Annotated in this window: 19 protein-coding genes; 12 read left to right on the top strand and 7 right to left on the bottom strand. The window is 32.2% G+C overall.

Annotated features, from left to right (window positions below; translation table 11 throughout):
• Positions 1 to 47 precede the first annotated feature (47 nt).
• The 6 genes from RH81_RS15170 (at position 48) to RH81_RS15195 (ending at position 4787) form a co-directional block, all read left to right on the top strand.
• Entirely contained in the window at positions 48 to 689 is a 642-nt protein-coding gene (locus tag RH81_RS15170; protein ID WP_033961886.1) for a protein-L-isoaspartate(D-aspartate) O-methyltransferase, read from the top strand.
• Positions 690 to 692: 3 nt separating this feature from the next.
• Positions 693 to 1970: a T9SS type A sorting domain-containing protein gene (locus RH81_RS15175; RefSeq protein WP_033961888.1), complete on the top strand. Its 1278-nt coding sequence runs from the start codon at positions 693 to 695 to the stop codon at positions 1968 to 1970.
• Positions 1971 to 2287: 317 nt separating this feature from the next.
• Entirely contained in the window at positions 2288 to 2908 is a 621-nt protein-coding gene (locus RH81_RS15180; protein ID WP_033961891.1) for a porin family protein, read from the top strand.
• Between the two features lie 7 nt (positions 2909 to 2915).
• Complete coding sequence (locus RH81_RS15185; RefSeq protein ID WP_152604848.1) at positions 2916 to 3944, top strand: YncE family protein; 1029 nt, start codon at positions 2916 to 2918, stop codon at positions 3942 to 3944.
• 174 nt (positions 3945 to 4118) lie between these two features.
• Entirely contained in the window at positions 4119 to 4469 is a 351-nt protein-coding gene (locus tag RH81_RS15190; protein WP_033961895.1) for a DUF7619 domain-containing protein, read from the top strand.
• A gap of 54 nt (positions 4470 to 4523) precedes the next feature.
• Positions 4524 to 4787, top strand: coding sequence for a T9SS type A sorting domain-containing protein (locus tag RH81_RS15195; RefSeq protein WP_033961897.1), 264 nt, complete (start codon positions 4524 to 4526; stop codon positions 4785 to 4787).
• 6 nt (positions 4788 to 4793) lie between these two features.
• Here the strand turns inward: RH81_RS15195 and RH81_RS15200 are convergent, their stop codons facing one another.
• The 3 genes from RH81_RS15200 to smpB all read right to left on the bottom strand — a co-directional run bounded on the left by RH81_RS15200 (position 4794) and on the right by smpB (position 8346).
• On the bottom strand, positions 4794 to 5237 hold the full coding sequence (locus RH81_RS15200) for a cytochrome c oxidase assembly factor Coa1 family protein (RefSeq protein ID WP_033961900.1): 444 nt from the start codon (positions 5235 to 5237) through the stop codon (positions 4794 to 4796).
• Positions 5238 to 5250: 13 nt separating this feature from the next.
• On the bottom strand, positions 5251 to 7719 hold the full coding sequence (locus RH81_RS15205) for a DUF5686 and carboxypeptidase regulatory-like domain-containing protein (RefSeq protein WP_033961901.1): 2469 nt from the start codon (positions 7717 to 7719) through the stop codon (positions 5251 to 5253).
• A 168-nt stretch (positions 7720 to 7887) separates the two neighbouring features.
• Positions 7888 to 8346: an SsrA-binding protein SmpB gene (gene smpB / locus RH81_RS15210; protein ID WP_033961902.1), complete on the bottom strand. Its 459-nt coding sequence runs from the start codon at positions 8344 to 8346 to the stop codon at positions 7888 to 7890.
• A 73-nt stretch (positions 8347 to 8419) separates the two neighbouring features.
• Between smpB and RH81_RS15215 the strand changes: the two genes are divergently transcribed.
• A complete protein-coding gene (locus RH81_RS15215; protein ID WP_033961904.1) occupies positions 8420 to 9166 on the top strand; it encodes a DUF6503 family protein in 747 nt (248 codons plus the stop codon).
• Here the strand turns inward: RH81_RS15215 and RH81_RS15220 are convergent.
• A complete protein-coding gene (locus RH81_RS15220; protein ID WP_033961907.1) occupies positions 9159 to 9668 on the bottom strand; it encodes a phosphoglycerate mutase family protein in 510 nt (169 codons plus the stop codon). The two genes, RH81_RS15215 and RH81_RS15220, sit on opposite strands and share 8 nt — an antisense overlap.
• Positions 9669 to 9828: 160 nt before the next feature.
• On the opposite strand from RH81_RS15220, the gene RH81_RS15225 reads away from it, so the two are divergent.
• The 5 genes from RH81_RS15225 (at position 9829) to deoD (ending at position 16032) form a co-directional block, all read left to right on the top strand.
• A complete protein-coding gene (locus tag RH81_RS15225; RefSeq protein ID WP_033962202.1) occupies positions 9829 to 10416 on the top strand; it encodes a Crp/Fnr family transcriptional regulator in 588 nt (195 codons plus the stop codon).
• A gap of 113 nt (positions 10417 to 10529) precedes the next feature.
• Positions 10530 to 11828 (top strand): pyrimidine-nucleoside phosphorylase, encoded by a 1299-nt coding sequence (locus tag RH81_RS15230; RefSeq protein WP_033961910.1) that lies wholly within the window; start codon positions 10530 to 10532, stop codon positions 11826 to 11828.
• Between the two features lie 78 nt (positions 11829 to 11906).
• Entirely contained in the window at positions 11907 to 12884 is a 978-nt protein-coding gene (gene deoC, locus RH81_RS15235) for a deoxyribose-phosphate aldolase (RefSeq protein WP_033962205.1), read from the top strand.
• An 11-nt stretch (positions 12885 to 12895) separates the two neighbouring features.
• Positions 12896 to 15286 (top strand): aldehyde dehydrogenase family protein, encoded by a 2391-nt coding sequence (locus tag RH81_RS15240; RefSeq protein ID WP_033961913.1) that lies wholly within the window; start codon positions 12896 to 12898, stop codon positions 15284 to 15286.
• 44 nt (positions 15287 to 15330) lie between these two features.
• On the top strand, positions 15331 to 16032 hold the full coding sequence (deoD, locus tag RH81_RS15245; protein WP_033961915.1) for a purine-nucleoside phosphorylase: 702 nt from the start codon (positions 15331 to 15333) through the stop codon (positions 16030 to 16032).
• 13 nt (positions 16033 to 16045) lie between these two features.
• Here the strand turns inward: deoD and deoC (RH81_RS15250) are convergent, their stop codons facing one another.
• The 3 genes from deoC (RH81_RS15250) to RH81_RS15260 form a co-directional block, all read right to left on the bottom strand.
• Positions 16046 to 16708, bottom strand: a complete 663-nt coding sequence (gene deoC, locus RH81_RS15250; protein ID WP_033961917.1) for a deoxyribose-phosphate aldolase — start codon at positions 16706 to 16708, stop codon at positions 16046 to 16048.
• Positions 16709 to 17007: 299 nt separating this feature from the next.
• Complete coding sequence (locus RH81_RS15255; RefSeq protein WP_033961918.1) at positions 17008 to 17499, bottom strand: acyl-CoA thioesterase; 492 nt, start codon at positions 17497 to 17499, stop codon at positions 17008 to 17010.
• A gap of 52 nt (positions 17500 to 17551) precedes the next feature.
• On the bottom strand, positions 17552 to 18148 hold the full coding sequence (locus tag RH81_RS15260; RefSeq protein ID WP_033961919.1) for a TetR/AcrR family transcriptional regulator: 597 nt from the start codon (positions 18146 to 18148) through the stop codon (positions 17552 to 17554).
• Between the last annotated feature and the right edge of the window lie 125 nt (positions 18149 to 18273).

Below are 18273 nucleotides of genomic sequence, written 5' to 3' on the forward strand. Positions count from 1 at the left end.
CAGTATAAAAATGTTTCAATTATTTTTACCTAGTAAACTTAACTACTTTGAAAGACACATTTAAACATCAAGGCTTACGTCAACAACTTGTTGCTACATTGGAAACAAAAGGCATAAAAGATGAGAAAGTTCTAGAAGCTATTGGGAAAATACCAAGGCATTTATTTATGGATTCTAGCTTTCTAGATCACGCTTATCAAGATAAAGCTTTTCCAATTGGTGCTGATCAAACAATTTCACAACCTTATACTGTGGCTTTTCAAAGTGAATTGTTACAGATTAATCCTGGTGATAAAGTTTTAGAAATTGGAACAGGAAGTGGATACCAAACTGCAGTATTATGTTTGTTAGGTGCTAAAGTCTTTAGTATTGAACGTCAGCATGAACTGTATAAGAAGGCAAGTAAGTTTTTACCCAAATTAGGTTATAGAGCAAAAAAACTCATTTTCGGAGATGGTTATATTGGTTTAGAAGATGAAGCACCTTTCGATAGCGTTATCGTTACTGCAGGAGCGCCTTTTGTTCCGAAACCATTATTGAGCCAGTTAAAAATTGGAGGACGTTTGGTGATTCCAGTTGGTAATGCTGTTCAAGTTATGACCTTATTCATCAGAAAAGGACCAAAAGAATTTGAACAACATGAATACGGAGAATTTAGATTTGTTCCTTTATTAGAAGATAAAAATTAATTTATGAAAAAAATTACATTCCTATTTGCATTATTAACACAAGTTTTAGTTGCTCAGAATTATATGGAGTATGCTACTGGTAGTTCTACAGATATTGATACCAATCATGAGTTTGGTATTTGTATGATGGGAGGAGCTAGCGAGAATGACGATGCAATGATTTGGTTTTTAAATAAAGCCAATGAAGGTGATGTTGTGGTTTTAAGAGCTTCAGGAAGTGATGGTTATAATGATTATTTCTATACAGATTTGGGAGTTACAATTAATTCTGTGACCACATTTGTAATTAATAACGAAGCTGGAGCAACTGATGCTTATGTGCTTCAAAAAGTTGCAAATGCCGAAGCTATTTGGTTTGCTGGAGGTGATCAATTTGATTATGTGAGCTTCTTCAAGGACAATGCTATGGAAGACGCACTTAATAGTTTTATAAACACTAAACAAGGTGTAATTGGTGGTACAAGTGCAGGAATGGCAATCTTAGGAGGTGGTTATTTTTCTGCTGAAAATGGAACAGTAACCAACGCTCAAGCCTTGTCTAATCCGTATCATAATCGAATGACATTAGGTTATAACGACTTTTTAGATATTCCGTTTTTAGAACATGTAATAACAGACACACATTATGATGATCCAGATAGAAGAGGACGTCATGCAGCATTTTTAGCACGTTATGCAACTGATAACAATACACGTGCCTTTGGGATTGCTTGTAATGAATATACAGCAGTTTGTATAGACGAATTGGGTAGAGCTTATGTGTATGGAGAATATCCTGATTATCCAGAGTTTGCATTTTTTTTACAGGCTAATTGTGTTGGTGATTCTATGCCAGAAACTTGTGTTGATGGACAACCACTAACATGGAATCAAGGAGGAGAAGCAATTAAGGTTGCAAAAATCCCAGGACTCTATGGCGGTGAAAATTATATAGACTTAACAGATTGGTCAAATGAACAAGGAGCTATTTGGGAAGATTGGTCAGCAACGAATGGTTCGTTTTCTTCTTCATCTACAATTAATCCAGATTGTGATTTGTTGAGTGTAGTAGAAAATGAATCTCTTGATATTTTTGTAGGTCCAAACCCGTTTCGTGATATGTTAACTATTGAATCTCAGTTAGCTGAATTTAATGTAAAACTCTATGATATCTTTGGAAAGCAAGTCGCTCAATTTCAAAATCAATCACAGATTGAAACTTCAAGTCTGTCTTCAGGATTATATTTTTTAAGTGTTCTCTCTGAAGGATTACAGGAAAATTTTAAACTGATTAAAAACTAGGTGTTAAAAATTGACTCTTTTAAAAGAACTTCAAACCAAATAAAACAGCATCACAATGGTGAGTTTCGATTTGTGCCTTTGTTTGAAGATAAAAATTAGAAATATATTTAGTTATCATGAAAGGAGTTACTCAACATTTGATAAAAATCTACGAAGCAAATAATAAAACCCGATTGAATTACACCTCTCAGACTTAAAATAAATTTATAACAAGCAGTTAACTGCTTGTTGAATAGGATAATAAAACTTTTTTCACTATATTTAAGCAAAGAATTGCTAGGGTAAAGATATTTTTAAATCATTTAAAACACGCAAAAATGAAAAAAATATTAATCCTTTTATTGGCAATTTTCATTAGTTCTTCTTCTATTTGGTCTCAAAATGACATTTATTTTGGAATAAAATCTGGGTTAAATTTATCAACTCAAGATGTAAATAATTCATTGACTAGTTATTCTAAACGGCCTGGTTTTACAGGAGGTGCATTCTTTCTATTTGATTTTTCTGATTTTTCAATTCAATCTGAATTTACTTTCTCTCAACAGGGAGCCGATATTACATTTGACAATGAAGACCTTTATGGAAAATTCTCATATTTAAATGTACCCATACTTTTTAAGTATTCATTAAATTCTGGAATTAATTTTCAAGCTGGTCCACAAATTGGTTTTCTTTTATGTGCTAAATCAAATTATCATCCCATTTTAAAACAGAAATATAAAGAGCAATCTTATACTAAAGCCTATAAATCAGTAGATTTTTCGGCTTCATTTGGTGTAGGTTGGGAATCAAAAAAGAATATTTTGATTGATGCTCGTTATAATTTGGGGCTATCTTCTATTAATGATAATGAAGGAGTTCCTGACACAAAAAACAATGTAATAAGTATTACAATTGGTTATAAATTAATGAATTTAATAAATAAAATACCTAAATAATTAAGACATGAAGAAGTCGATATATAATATGTGCATATTTATTATAACTGTTTTTTTTACAGCAAGTTGCTGTAATGATGAATTCGAAACAATTATAAGTGAAATACCTGAAGCACAACTCCATGTGTTTGTTTCATGTGTGGACGCAGGTTTAGTTTCAGTAATAGATGCTAGTGATTTTAGTAATGTAATTGAATTAACTGGTTCTCAAATTGGTGCGAGTATAAATGAACCTCGTAATTTAGGAATCAGTTCAGATGGTAATTCTGTTTATGTTCCTGGTCGCTTCAGCAATAATGTATTAGTAATTGATGCTAATACACAAACTGTTACAAACGAGATTTATGATGATTATAGTTTCCACGAGCCTTATGCTGTAGCTTTTACACTTAATAATAATGAGGTATGGGTTATAAATAAACAAGGAGTAGGTAGTTTTTCAGGTTCTATCTCTATAATTGACACAAGTTCAAATACTATTGTAGACGAAATTCATAATCTTAATATCGTTTCACCTGAAGGTATTTGTGTTGCTAATGGTAAAGCATATATTGCAAATAGAGGGAATGGTACAGTTTCAGTTTTTAATGTAAATAGTAGAAATTTTATTACTAATATCGACGTAGGAGGAGAACCACGCTATGCTATTTCATCTATAGACGGAAATTTTGTATATATAACAGCTACAGGTGATAACTTAACTAAAATTAATACCAATACTAATACCATTGAATCTACTATAGATGCTTGGGGAAGAAATGCTGCTATATCTCCTGATGGCAATAAATTATTTGTAGCATCACATAGCTCTGTTATACATATGGTAGATACAGCTACTGAGGTGGTAACAGATATAGATATACCAAATGCTCAGTATATTTATGCGGTTGCCATATTGAGTGATGGTACAATGGGCTTTGCTACTGATGAAGGTAATGATGTTGTTTTTGTTTTTGATCCAACTAATGGGGCACTTTTAAATAATGGTGTAGGTATTCCAGTTCAAAGTACACCTAGGGGAATTGCTGCTCAATAAATTATCATCTGTTATAAAAAAACCAGCAATTTTATCAATCCAAAATATACATCTGCTTAAGGTAATTACAGTGTTTTTATTTAATGATTTCGTTATTCAAAAGAGCTAGTTTTAATTCGTTGCTTTCTCAAAAGCATCCTTTTCTCCATATACTAGGAGTTTTAATGTCGTGTTGTGAACTCATTTGATCCAAATGATATTACTGTTTTAGAAGGAGAAGAAACTTATATCAATGATATTGATAAATATTTACACTACATCATTAGATTTCAAAATGCAGGTACATCTGAAGCTATTAATCTAAAAGGCACAAATATTTTAGATGATAAATTAGATTGGAATACTTTAGAACTTAAGAGTAGTAGTCATGATAATAGAGTAGAGATTAATAATGGTAATACTATTTCATTTATTTTTAATTACATTAATTTGCCTGATAGCACTTTAGATGACCCAAATTCTCATGGATATATTGCATATAAAGTAAAACCAAAAAGCAATGTTATTGTTGATGATGTTTTTTAAAATGAGGCAAATATTTTTTTCGATTTTAACAGCCATATAATTACTAACACGGTAATGACTCAGATTATTGATGCATTGTCAATTGATGAATCTACGCATATAGATTTCTCTATATATCCAAACCCTTTTCGTGATGTTCTAACTATTGAATCTCAGTTTGCTGAATTTGATGTCAAGCTTTTTGATATCTTCGGAAAGCAAGTTGCTCAGTTTCAAAATCAGGCGCAGATAGAAACTTCAAATCTAGCCTCAGGATTATACTTTTTAAATGTTTCTTCTGAAGGATTACAGGAAACGTTTAAACGAGTTAAACACTAACAGAAGCTAATTTTCTGAAACAATAGCAATAGTTTGTTTTTTGTCTTTTGGTTGCTTTACTCGAACAGTAATTGTTTTATAAACCCATTCAGCATTTACCTTGTTTGCAATAATATCTAGTCTAGCTTTTCCTTTTGAGCCGATAATTCGAATGGATGATTTTACAGATGTGTTATTTTCAGAATAACTGACCTGACCTTCTAAAATGGCAAGTTTATCTATGGGTTTAATCTCTCCTAAAACAGCAATAGCAGCATTATTCGCTTTTACTTTTTCTAAAGCATCATTATATAACTCAGTATCTGAATACGCATTACTTAAGTCTGAAGCGACCTTATTCATTCCAGAAGAAAAGAATAGGATCAAAAACACAATAACAGTGATTGTAGGAACAAACCATTTCCAATGATGTTGCAACCAGGTTCCTTGTCGTATCGAATTGTTTGTCAAAATTTAAGTTTTATTAAAAGAATTTTAAACCAAACACAATGGCATCGCTAGCAAAACCACTTTGGTAAGAACGTACGTAATCCACTCGTAAGAAACGCCATTTTCCCCAACCAATATTATCTAAACCAATAGAGTATTCTTGGTATGGTTTGTTATCTGGAGTTGATAACGCATGAGCACCAACTACTAAATTAAAATTCAGCTTTTTTAATAAGGGAATTCTACTTAAAATGAATCCGTTAAAATCATGTTCTGCATGCATTTCTAAATACGAATCATTGGTACTTAAATCGTAATAGCCTAAATTATTAAAGACATCGGTGTAGTTTCCTTTTTGACTTACATGAATTTGATTTCCATTAAAGTGTTGGAAATCTACGAACGAAATATCGTCACCATTAAAGAATTTACCAGCTCTAATGTTATAGCTAAATCTACCTTTGTTTGACACGTTAAATGATTGATAGATTCTTGCTTTTACTTGATCAAAATTATAGTCATCAACTGTGGCTCCTAATCCCTTTTCGTAACCAACTAATAGGGTAGGATACTTGTCTTTTATAATATTGAATTTACTATCCGGATAACTCAAATATTCTTGTCCGAAATTAATTCGAGCTAACACATTTAGCTTAACAATATTGTGAGTTTCAAAAGGTGCAATGTCATAAGCAGATTCACTTAATGGGTTATTACTTGTATAAACATCATCTCCTTCCGGAAAAAACACTTGCTCAGAGGTGTTAAATAAAGCTTTTCGCCTTTCATAGCTTAGCGTCGTATAAAATCTAAATCCATTAAATAACTCTTCAGAAAAGCTAGCCTGAGCGAAACTACGATCATAAAGTTTCATGTAGTTGTCTTCAAAAAACAAGGAACCAATAGAGTTTTCAAATCTTGAAATTGGTTCTGCCCCATTAAACTGTGTGGCCTCAATTCCTCCAGAAATAGTTAGAAAAGGTCGACTTGTATTATTGAATTTATACGTTGTAGATAAAGTGCCTCGTAATCGATCGTCACTAAAACCATAATTGATATTACCATTTACCGAAAAATAACGTTTAAAATCATCAAAATTTTTCATGTAAAAACCACCAACGTTTCCATTCCAACCTTGTACAGTATTGAAACTAATAGCTTCAAGTGGAGATGTAATTCCTGCACTCCAATTTTCATAGGTATTACTAAATGTATAGCCACCAATGATGTTGCCAATTTTAAACTTGTTATTCACATGATCAACAGAATCCTTATAGACTTTAGAATCTTTTACAATTTGAATACTGTCCTTTTTGATATAGTCTGTAATCTCTTCTGCGGTTAATGGAACAGGTCTAATAGACGTCCAAAATATAGAATCTTTTTTATTTGCTTCATCAGCAAAGGATACTATTTCTTTACTAAAATCTTTACGTGTAAGTCCTGGGTTAATTATGTAATTACTATAAACTGCAGTAAATCTACCATCTCCATTAATACCAAATAAACCATATTTAAAGTCGATATTTTGTGAAATTTTTGTCCAAATATCACCTTGTTCAGAGAATGAATAATTTTGAGTGATAGTTACTTTGTCAACTGCTGGAAGACGCGCTTGTACTCCAGTAATATCTAATTCGGCTGCATAAATCGTCCATTGATCTTCAACAATATACATGTATCCTTCAAAAACAGGATCGTTTTTACGTCGAGGAGTTGCTTTAATTTTATTGATGAGGTGACCTTTATCATCATAAAAAACACCTTCTAATTTATAACGATAATAACCAAATGCATTATTGGCAATAGGAGAGATAATTTGGTTTCCAAGTTCTATAGTATTGTAGTACAAATCAAATTCTACATCAATCGCATTATTGAAGCTAAAACCTTTATCATCACCACTTACCTTTGAGGCAACAATCTTTTCTTTAAGTTTTTTTGGACGTAAAAATTCAAGTTTAGAAATGGTTTCAGATAGGTAAATTACACCACTTCTAGTAGAATCCAAACCACCGCCAAGATCTCCAACTTCTTGTCCGAGAATTTTTTCTGGTGCATCTTTAATACGAATCAATCCACGAGAATAGAAATCTGCTTTATAACTCTTAATCTTTTCAAGATTTTCTTTTCGTTTAGCAATGGCTTGCCTTATAATAATATTTGCTGGATTTTCACCTGCGGTAATAACCACTTCGTTTAACGAAATTTCTTCGTCAGCTAATTCAGCGTCAAGGTTGAACGGGAACGATTCAATAGTAACCGTTTTCTTTACGGTTTTATAACCCAAGTATTGAAAAACAACAGTATAAGTATTTGGCTCTGTAATGTTGAGTTCATAATTACCTTCTTCATTACTAGTTGTGCCTTTGTAGGTATTATCGATAAAAATATTTACAAATGGTAAGGGGTTGCTTTTAGAATCGGTAACCTTTCCTTTTATTTGCGAAAATGAAGTGAATGCACATAATAATGCAATGGTAGAGAGTAATAGTGTTTTCATAGAGTTGATTGATGGTATTTATTACATAGACGCACTTTTTATTGAAAAGGTTGCCTAGCGAATGTCAAACATAGACATTTAAATAAATGTCGGTTGTTAAACAATCATAAATAAAACTAATGTAATTGTTAAATGTTCTGCTACAATTATGATACCAAAAGATTTCTTTTAATTGTAAATTTTCTTGATACGATCTAAGTCTCTCTTATTTTCACGATCTTTAATTGTGTCACGCTTGTCGAACAATTTTTTACCTTTTCCTAAGGCAATATCGAGTTTTGCTAATCCTTTTTCATTTACAAATAGACGTAGTGGAATGATAGAATTACCTTTAACATTGACTTCTTTCTCAAGCTTTTTTAATTCACGCTTATTGAGTAATAATTTGCGTTCGGCTTTTGGCTTGTGATTGTAATAATTCCCATAGACATATTCTTGAATGGTCATATTGATTACAAATAATTCACCTCGATCATTAAACTCACAAAAGCTTTCTGCAATAGAGGCTTGACTTTCCCTAATCGATTTAATTTCGGTTCCAGTTAATACAATACCAGCTGTATAAGTATCGAGAATTTCGTACTCAAACTTAGCTTTCTTGTTCTTTATGTTAACCGGTTTTTGCATAGAGAGCAAAGGTAATTATTTTTAACTGTTATTAAAGTATTAGTTTTACGACTTAAGTAGCAAATATGCTAAAATGAAATATGTAATATTAAGTGTTCTATCTTTTTTTCTTCTGAATTGTAAAAACGTTGAAACCGAAAAACTTTCAGCCGAAACTATTGTAAACAAATCTATAGACGTCTCAGGAAGTGCTAAAGTAATATCTTCAATAATTGATTTCGATTTTAGAGACAGGCATTATTCTGCACATAGAAATCTGGGAGATTTTTCATTAATGCGCATTACTATTGAAACTAATAACGATTCAGTTTTTGATGTTTTAAGTAATGATGAATTTGTTCGATATATAAATGATAACGAGACTATTTTTGTTGAAGATTCTATGAAAGTTAAATATTCAGCTTCTGTAAACTCGGTACATTATTTCTCAGTATTGCCATATGGTTTAAATGATAAAGCTGTTAACAAAACACTTTTGGATGATGTGTCAATTAATAAGCAATGGTATCATACTGTTAAAGTAACTTTTAATCAAGATGGAGGCGGAGAAGATTTTGAAGATGTATTTCTATATTGGATAAATGTAGAGACCTTTGAATTAGATTATCTCGCGTATTCTTATGTCGAAGATGATGGATTAGGCCTGCGTTTTAGAGAAGCCTATAATGAGCGATATATTAATGATATCCGTTTTGTAGACTACAATAATTATAAACCGAAAGATGCTTCAATTGCACTTTCAGAACTACCAAACCTGTTTGAAACAGGAGAATTAAAACTGCTTTCTAAAATAGAATTAGAGAATGTAACCGTTAATTAATCTTTAGAACTTGATCAATTTTATGGTCTTCAGAAATAGTTACGATATATAGACTGCCATTATCATGGTCATCCATATTTTCATATTTTTTTTCTCCTAAAATAGCGTTTACAAAAACAGGAGTTGTATTGCTATGACCAACAACTAAGACCGTTTTTCCGAAAGTAGCTTTAGCGAATTCTTCAGAATATAAATTTCTAGGATCGTAAGATTGAATCTCTAATTCTTGCATTTTTGCAGTAGGTTGAGCAGTCTGCGTTGTACGATTATACTGTGTAGAATATACAGCATCAAAGTCTACGTTTTCAAACACTTTACTCCAGTTTACGGCTCTTTTATTTCCTTCCTCTTTTAAATTAGGGTCTTTATTCGTTTTATCACTTCTATCTTTTTCCGCATGTCGAATAAGATAATAGGTTGTTGTTGAAGGTTTAGTTTTTTCCTGTGCATTTACAGGTATAATAAAACTTAAAGCAAAGGCTACGATTAGAAAATATTTCATTTTAATTGAATTTTGTAAAAATCAAATATAATCAAATGATATACGACTGAAACTAAATGAAAGTTAAATATGAAGATTCTATAATCTTTTTAATACATTTATACTATGGCTGAGATTTACTTTTGATTCGGCCATTTTTCCTATTAGAATGCATCATAAAATGATAGATAACAAAGCGAATTTATTTATTGATTTCATAAACAAGTATGTCACTCTTAGTGAGCTTGAATCGAAACTTATTCTCGAAAGAGTTAATATAAGAAAATACTTGAAGGGCCAATATGTTGTGCAACAAGGAGACGTCTGTAGGTATAGTGGTTTCGTTATTTCGGGCTGTACACGAACGTTTTATGTTGACGATACTGGTGAAGAGCATATTGTTATGTTTTCAATTGAAAACTGGTGGGCTTCAGAAATTGGAAGTTTTGTGTCTCAAAAACCTTCAGATTATAATGTTCAATGTATTGAGAATACTGAGTTAATTCAATTATCATTTGAAGATCAAGAAGTTCTGTTTAAGGAAATTCCTAAGCTAGAGCGCTTCTTCAGATTGATATTAGAACAAGCCTTTGTAGCTTCCCAAAAAAGAATTGTTTCAAACTTTAGCCTTTCAGCCAAGGAGCAATATATTTTATTCACAAAGCAATATCCCGAAATTGAGAAACGTATTCCTCAATATATGGCAGCATCCTATTTAGGCATATCAAAAGAATTTCTGAGTAAGATTAAAAAACAGTTTAAGATGTGAAGGGAAAAGTTAATCTAGATTAACTTTTTTAGATAAACTACTTCATTTTATTTTAGACTTTTGTTCTTTAACTTTGTCTTCATGCTGCTTTCTAATAGTAGCAATAACATACTATGGTAGATTTAATTGTCAAAAAAAGGAATGGTCTTGAATTAAATAAGGAAGAACTTACGTCAATTATTGATGGTTTTATTTCTGGTGAAATTCCTGATTACCAAATTTCGGCATTTTTAATGGCTATTTATTTTAAAGGTATGAATAGTCTGGAGACTGCTATTTTAACTGATTTGATGATGAGATCTGGTGATTTGATTGACTTATCGGCTATTGAAGGTATTAAAGTAGATAAGCATAGTACAGGAGGCGTTGGTGATAAAACGACTCTAGTCTTAGCGCCATTGGTTGCGGCAGCAGGAGTTCCTGTTGCAAAAATGTCTGGTAGAGGTTTAGGCCATACTGGAGGAACTTTGGACAAGATGGAATCTATAAGTGGGCTTTCTGTTAATATGACAAAAGAACAATTTATCGATAATGTCAAATCTCACAATATTGCCGTGTGTGGTCAAAATGCAAATTTGGTACCTGCCGATAAAAAATTATATGCGCTTAGAGATGTTACAGGAACAGTAAATAATATTTCTTTAATTGCTTCAAGTATAATGAGTAAGAAATTAGCTTGTGGAGCAGATGCTATTGTTCTCGATTTAAAAGTCGGACATGGTGCATTTATGAAGACACTTGAAGATGCAGAGGAATTAGCACAAGTAATGATTAATATTGGTGCTAAAATGAATAGAGAAGTTATAGCTGTTATTACATCTATGAGTGAACCTTTAGGATATACTATCGGAAATGCTTTAGAAGTAAAAGAAGCAATAAATACCTTACAAGGTAACGGACCAGATGACTTGACAGAACTTTGCTTAGAATTAGGTGGTCATATGCTTGTCTTAGGAAAAGTATCAGAAAGTCACGAACAGGCTGTTTTGAAATTAAAAGAATTGATTAACTCTGGAAAAGCATTTGATAAATTCAAAGAATTTGTAAAAGCTCAAGGAGGTGATGTTAATTCAATTGAACATACAGAAGAGCTTCCAACAACTGATCATAAAAGGATTTATTCTTCGAAAGAAGAAGGTTTTTTAAGTGACCTAAATGCTTTGGATGTTGGATTAGCTTCAGTAAAATTAGGTGCTGGTAGAGAAACAAAAGATAGTGTTATTGATTTTGGAGCTGGAATACGATTGCTAAAGAAAACTGGTGATTATATTAAAAAAGGAGAGGCATTGGCCGAATTGTTTTCGAATGATGAATCCTCATTTAAAAAAGCTGAAGAGCTTTTGGATTTAGCGTATAAAATCAGTGAAGAAAAACCTATTGAAAAAACATTAATACTTAAAACTATGAGGTAAATACTACCGAATTAGTTATTTTTAAAATATAAAAAAGATATATGTTGTATTCTAAATGCAACAATGAAGGTGAAACATATGAAGTCAAATAAAAACACACAACCGCATCATAAACGTAATGAAGGAATTCCATTCGATGCAAGTCTATTTGAAGATATAAATGTAAATAGAAGTGCTGTTGAAAGACGAGCAGCTACATTAAGCGGACGAAGATCTGTTAAGAAACAGTGGCAAGCGGCTTGGTTGTTAAAAGCCGTGAGTTGTATTGATTTAACAACTCTTGCTGGTGATGATACAGAAAGTAACGTATTGAGGCTTTGCGCTAAAGCAAAGTCACCAATTAGGTTAGATTTATTGGAGGCTATGGGAATGAAAGATGCTCATATCCAAACAGGTGCAATTTGCGTATATCACAACTTTATTAAGGATGCAAAAAAAGGTTTAACTGGAAGTTCTATACCTATTGCAGCCGTATCTACAGGATTTCCTGCAGGTAATATTCCGCTCAAAGAGAGATTAAAACAAATTGAATTATCTGTGGCAGCAGGCGCAACAGAAATAGACATTGTTGTCAGTAGAGATTTAGTATTACGTTCAGATTGGAAGACCTTATATGATGAAGTATCTGCTTGTAGAAAAGCATGTGGAGATGCTCATATGAAAACCATATTAGCTACTGGAGAAATTCCAACATATACTAAAGTAGCAAAGGCAAGTTGGGTTAGCATGATGGCTGGCTCAGATTTTATAAAAACGAGTACAGGTAAAGAACCTGTAAATGCTACTATTCCGGTTAGTCTAGTAATGATTAGAACCATTAGAGAATATCATGAATTAACAGGCTACAAAGTTGGTTTTAAACCAGCAGGTGGTATCGGAAAAGCTAAACAAGCTATTAATTGGTTGGTATTAATCAAGGAAGAACTTGGTGACGATTGGTTAACCCCAGATTTATTTAGATTTGGAGCTAGTAGTCTACTAGGAGATATTGAAAGACAATTAGAACATTATGTGACAGGAAGGTATTCTGCATCATTTAGACACCCAATGGCATAAATAAAAAACGCATGGAAATTAAAGAAATATACAATTCAATGACTTACGGACCAGCACCAGAAAGTGCAGATGAAGCCATTCATTTTTTAGAAAGTCATAAAAGAAAATTCAAATTATTTATTAACGGAAAATGGGTTGCACCATCATCTGGAGAGTATTTTGACAGCATTGATCCTTCAAACAAGAAAAAATTGGCAAAAATTTCTGAAGCCAATGAAACTGATGTTAATAGGGCTGTTTTTGCTGCAAAAAAAGCATTACCAGAATGGGTGAAAATCGGTTCACATCAACGTGCTAGATTCCTTTATGCTTTAGCAAGACAAATCCAAAAACATTCTCGTCTATTTGCTGTTTTAGAGTCTATGGATAATGGAAAACCAATTAGAGAGACTAGAGATATTGATATTCCTATAGTAGCAAGACATTTTTATCATCATGCTGGTTGGGCACAATTAAGAGATTCAGAATTAAATGATTATGAAGAACTTGGAGTAATTGGACAGATTATTCCATGGAACTTTCCTTTAATGATGTTAGCTTGGAAAATAGCACCTGCTATTGCAATGGGAAATACTGTGGTTTTAAAGCCAGCGGAATCAACTTCATTAACAGCATTGCTTTTTGCAGAGATTTGTCAGCAAATAGGTTTGCCAAATGGTGTTGTAAATATTGTAACAGGACATGGAAAAACAGGAGCAGATATTGTAAATCACAATGATATTAGTAAAATCGCTTTTACAGGTTCAACAGAAGTAGGCAAAATTATAAGAAGAGCAACTGCTGGTTCAGGAAAAAAATTGTCTTTAGAGCTTGGCGGTAAATCTCCTTTTATTGTTTTTGATGATGCAGATTTAGACAGTGTAGTGGAAGGTATAGTTGATGCTATTTGGTTTAACCAAGGACAAGTTTGTTGTGCAGGTTCTCGATTATTAGTTCAAGAAAGTGTAGCCGAAAAGTTATATAAAAAGATTAAAGCCAGAATGGAAACCTTAAGAATCGGTAATCCATTAGATAAAAGTATTGATATAGGTGCAATTGTCGATAAAGCTCAGCTTGATACTATTACTAAAATGGTGAAATTGGGCGTTGATGAAGGTAATACTATTAATCAACCATCTTGGTCATGCCCAAAAGAAGGGTATTACTTTCCACCAACAATGTTTACTGAAGTTTCACCATCTGCAACGATAGCACAAGAAGAAATTTTCGGTCCAGTTTTAGTCGCAATGACATTCAGATCTCATAAAGAAGCTGTAAAACTGGCCAATAATACTAGATTTGGCTTGGCATGCAGTATTTGGACAGAAAATATTAATCTGGCTTTAGATATAGCACCACAAATAAAAGCAGGTGTTGCTTGGATTAATTGCACAAATGTGTTTGATGCTGCCGCTGGATTTGGAGGTTATCGTGAATCTGGATTTGGTAGAGAAGGTGGAAAGGAAGGATTAATGGAATATTTAAAACCAAAAATCGAAGCGTCTTTTTCAGATCAACCAATTTCATTATCAAAGCATAAATCAAACGGAACTCTTAAAAAATCAAATACGAACTTAGGAATAGATAGAACTACTAAAATGTATATTGGCGGCAAACAATCTAGGCCAGATGGAGGCTATAGCGAAGTTGTTAGTGGTGTAAATGGTGAATATATAGGTGAAGTTTCAAAGGGTAATCGTAAAGATATTAGAAACGCAGTAGAAGCCGCTCATTCTTGCAGCAAATGGACTAGTATGACTGGTCATGCAAGAGCGCAGGTATTGTATTATATGGCTGAGAATTTGGCAATTCGTAGAGATGAATTTGCGAGTAGAATTGTTCAAATGACCAATCAAAGTAAAGCTGACGGATTAAAAGAAGTTGATTTGTCGATTGAAAGGATTTATACTTATGCAGCTTTAGCAGATAAGTATGATGGTCACGTTCATCATACTATTCATAGAAATGTTACTTTGGCTATGCCAGAAGCGTTTGGTGTTATGGGAATTGTTTGTCCTGATGATTTTCCATTGTTAGGTTTTATTTCAACTGTAATTCCAGCGATATCTATGGGAAACAATGTCGTAGTTATACCGTCTGAGAAATCACCTTTTTCTGCAACTGATTTTTATCAAATTTTGGAAACATCAGATGTGCCAGGAAGTGCAATAAATATTGTTACAGGTCAAAAAGATGAATTAGCTCAAGTATTGGCGAAACATGATGATGTAGATGCTATTTGGTATTTTGGTAGCAAAGAAAGCTGTAAGGATATGGAATTATTATCAGCGGATAATATGAAACGAACTTGGGTAAATTATGGCAAGTATAGGAACTGGTTAGATAAGGCCCAAGGTGAAGGTGGAGAATTTCTTAAAAATGCAAGTCAGATAAAAAACATTTGGATTCCTTACGGAGCCTAGTAGAATTAAATAAAAAGGAACCTTAATTGGTAAAAAATAAATTTATGAGTAGTATACATATAGAAGCTAAAGTTGGAGATATTGCAGAAACTGTGTTGTTGCCTGGAGACCCTTTAAGAGCAAAACATGTTGCAGAAACCATGTTAGATGATGCCGTTTGTTATAACAAAGTAAGAGGAATGTTAGGTTATACAGGTTATTATAAAGGAAACAGAGTTTCTATTCAAGGTACAGGAATGGGAATGGGAAGTACTTCTATTTATGTGAATGAACTCATTACTACATATAACGCGAAAAATTTGATTAGAGTAGGAACTTGTGGTTCAATTCAAGAAGATTTAAATTTAGGACAGGTGCTTTTAGCGATGAGTGCTTCTGGTGACTGCGATGCTAATAGCTTGTATTTTGAAGGCATGCAATATGCGGCCACTGCAGATTTTGATTTATTGTTAAAAGCATATAATGCCGCGAAAGATATGAATATCAAAACATATCAAGGTTCAGTTTTTAGTACTAATACCTTTTATGATACTAGAGAAAATCGTTGGGAAAAGTGGCAAAAACAAGGGATTCTAGGTGTAGAAATGGAAACACAAATCCTGTTTACTTTAGCCAAAAGATTTGGAGTTAAAGCGCTATCAGTACTTACTGTAAGTGATAATATAATTACAGGAGAATCTTCAAGCTCCATAGACCGAGAGCAATCTTATAATGATATGATGAAAATAGCCCTAGAACTCGCCTAAGGGATTAAAAACGTTACATTAGATTTTTAATCGAACTTCTTGATAAGATATTAATACTAGAAGTAGATCCTAAACGATTGACACCAACATCAAAATACTTTTGAGCTGTTTCTAAATCGTTAATATCACCAAATGCCATTATTTTTGCACGATCTTTGACGCTTTTCTTCATTATTTTTACTGCAGTAAGTGTGGCGCCACTTTTTGAAAAACCAGTAGAAGTTTTAATGAAATCAGCTTTTGCATCTAAACAGATTTCACAAGCTTTAACAATATCGTTTTTTGATAATTCGCTTATTTCAATAATAACTTTAAGAGTTGTTCTCCCAATTGCAAATTTCACATCGCTAATATCTTTAAACACTTCAAGATAGTTTTTGCTCTTTAAAAAACCAATATTAATTACCATATCAATTTCATGAGCACCAGCTTCAATAGCTTGCTTTGCTTCAAAAACTTTAGTATTTGTTGCAGTTGCTCCCAAAGGAAAACCCACAACAGTGCAAATCTTCACAGAAGATCCTTTTAATAATTGTTTTGCAAGAGGAATATAACTACTGTTTAAGCATACTGAGAAGAACCTGTGTTCTTTTGCTTCATTACACAGATCGATGATATCTCGTTCTGTGGCAGTAGACTTCAATAAAGTATGGTCTATATATCTATTTAATTCCATGGTATTTTTAGTAGGTATTTGAAAAATAACTTTATAACTCTCTACAAGTAGAGGGATTTACTTGGACAAAATATAATTATTGTCGTAAGTTGTGTTGGAATTAATAGCAATTCAAAGTTAATATTTATATATTAATACTAATGTTAAATCTTTGCTTTTATTGTGCAGTTCATCGAATAATTTCTTGAAAAAATTATAACTAATTAGAAAAAAGCGAGTTGAGCTTTTCAATATATATATAAATATTACTCTAAATTTTAATTATTATAAAAATGCCTAAATCAAGTATTATAAAAGTATTAAACTATTGCTCTTTTATGTAATCTAAGGCGAGATATTCTTTTTTCAAATTCTGATTCCTCAATTGGATTCAAAATTGAATTAAACAATTCTAAGAATTCTTCTGTGTGAACCTCTTTTTGTTGTTTCAATAGATTAAAATGGGTAAATCCACACCATATTATAGCCTTTAGATGCGTTTTGTCAGCATTATACATGCGCATTTCTACTTTTAGATTGCTTTTATCAAATGCTATTAGTTGGGATTCAATAATTACTTTTTCCATTAAGAATGCTGGTTTTATATAAGCAATTTGATTGCTATTTGAGACCCAACTTTTTCCTAACTTCCTTGCCATCTCATAGATATCTAGATTATAAACCTTAATCAGTTGATCTTCGCGATGATTCATAAAGTAATTTATATAACTCGCATTATTTAAGTGGTTAAAAGGATCACAATCTTGAAATCTGATTGTAGCTAAACTAGATACGGTTTTTGGTAAATTCATGTTTTTTAGTGTTTTAAAATATACCAATCGGTATATTTTTGGTTAAATTTTTTTAAGCTTTCATTTCGTTTAATATCATATGATCAATTTGGTCCATTGTATCTTTCATATAAAATTCATCATTCATTGTATAGGTCATAAAAATAGCACCTTGGATTAAGGTGTCAAGTCTCTTCGCATATTGCATGGCATTTATTTCTGATGAAATTTCATCCAATTCAATACCATCTTCTATAATTGATGCAACCTGATCTTGGATCTTTTCTACTACAATCCTAACATTTTGAAGTAAAAGCGTGCTTTGGTTATTCGCATCCACTCCAATATTAAGCACAGGACAACCACCAAGTTGTTTACTGAATTCATAATAGTTTCTATAAAAATCAGAGATTAAATAAAGTTTCTGGATAGGTGAGTTGCTTAAGGATAGATGTTCAGAAATTTTCGACATCATTAGTTTCACATTATACTTAAATGCAGATATAGATAAAGCTTCCTTATTTTTAAAGTGACCATAAATTGCGCCTTTGGTTAACTTTGTTGCATTTGTTATATCACTCATGCTTGTTGCCGCATATCCATTTTTATTAAAAATAGGAGCAACAGTCTGTAAAATATGAAGTTTTGTATGTTCTGATTTTGTTAACACAAGTCAAATATACAAAATATACCAATTGGTATATTTCAATTTCAAATAATTTTGACTTTACTTTTTTATATTGTTAAATAAAAGCAATGTCTAAAACCTCAACACATAACTCGAAAATTCAAAAA

This window comes from Psychroserpens jangbogonensis, from assembly GCF_000797465.1.
Taxonomy (GTDB): Bacteria; Bacteroidota; Bacteroidia; order Flavobacteriales; family Flavobacteriaceae; genus Psychroserpens; species Psychroserpens jangbogonensis.

What these genes read in the sequence shown, in the direction of transcription:
- RH81_RS15175 (WP_033961888.1), top strand. Translation starts at nt 693, where the DNA reads ATGAAAAAAATTACATTCCTATTTGCATTATTAACACAAGTTTTAGTT.
- RH81_RS15180 (WP_033961891.1), top strand. Translation starts at nt 2,288, where the DNA reads ATGAAAAAAATATTAATCCTTTTATTGGCAATTTTCATTAGTTCTTCT.
- RH81_RS15185 (WP_152604848.1), top strand. Translation starts at nt 2,916, where the DNA reads ATGAAGAAGTCGATATATAATATGTGCATATTTATTATAACTGTTTTT.
- RH81_RS15195 (WP_033961897.1), top strand. Translation starts at nt 4,524, where the DNA reads ATGACTCAGATTATTGATGCATTGTCAATTGATGAATCTACGCATATA.
- RH81_RS15205 (WP_033961901.1), bottom strand. Translation starts at nt 7,719, where the DNA reads ATGAAAACACTATTACTCTCTACCATTGCATTATTATGTGCATTCACT.
- smpB (WP_033961902.1), bottom strand. Translation starts at nt 8,346, where the DNA reads ATGCAAAAACCGGTTAACATAAAGAACAAGAAAGCTAAGTTTGAGTAC.
- RH81_RS15215 (WP_033961904.1), top strand. Translation starts at nt 8,420, where the DNA reads ATGAAATATGTAATATTAAGTGTTCTATCTTTTTTTCTTCTGAATTGT.
- RH81_RS15220 (WP_033961907.1), bottom strand. Translation starts at nt 9,668, where the DNA reads ATGAAATATTTTCTAATCGTAGCCTTTGCTTTAAGTTTTATTATACCT.
- RH81_RS15225 (WP_033962202.1), top strand. Translation starts at nt 9,829, where the DNA reads ATGATAGATAACAAAGCGAATTTATTTATTGATTTCATAAACAAGTAT.
- RH81_RS15230 (WP_033961910.1), top strand. Translation starts at nt 10,530, where the DNA reads ATGGTAGATTTAATTGTCAAAAAAAGGAATGGTCTTGAATTAAATAAG.
- deoC (WP_033962205.1), top strand. Translation starts at nt 11,907, where the DNA reads ATGAAGTCAAATAAAAACACACAACCGCATCATAAACGTAATGAAGGA.
- RH81_RS15240 (WP_033961913.1), top strand. Translation starts at nt 12,896, where the DNA reads ATGGAAATTAAAGAAATATACAATTCAATGACTTACGGACCAGCACCA.
- deoD (WP_033961915.1), top strand. Translation starts at nt 15,331, where the DNA reads ATGAGTAGTATACATATAGAAGCTAAAGTTGGAGATATTGCAGAAACT.
- deoC (WP_033961917.1), bottom strand. Translation starts at nt 16,708, where the DNA reads ATGGAATTAAATAGATATATAGACCATACTTTATTGAAGTCTACTGCC.
- RH81_RS15255 (WP_033961918.1), bottom strand. Translation starts at nt 17,499, where the DNA reads ATGAATTTACCAAAAACCGTATCTAGTTTAGCTACAATCAGATTTCAA.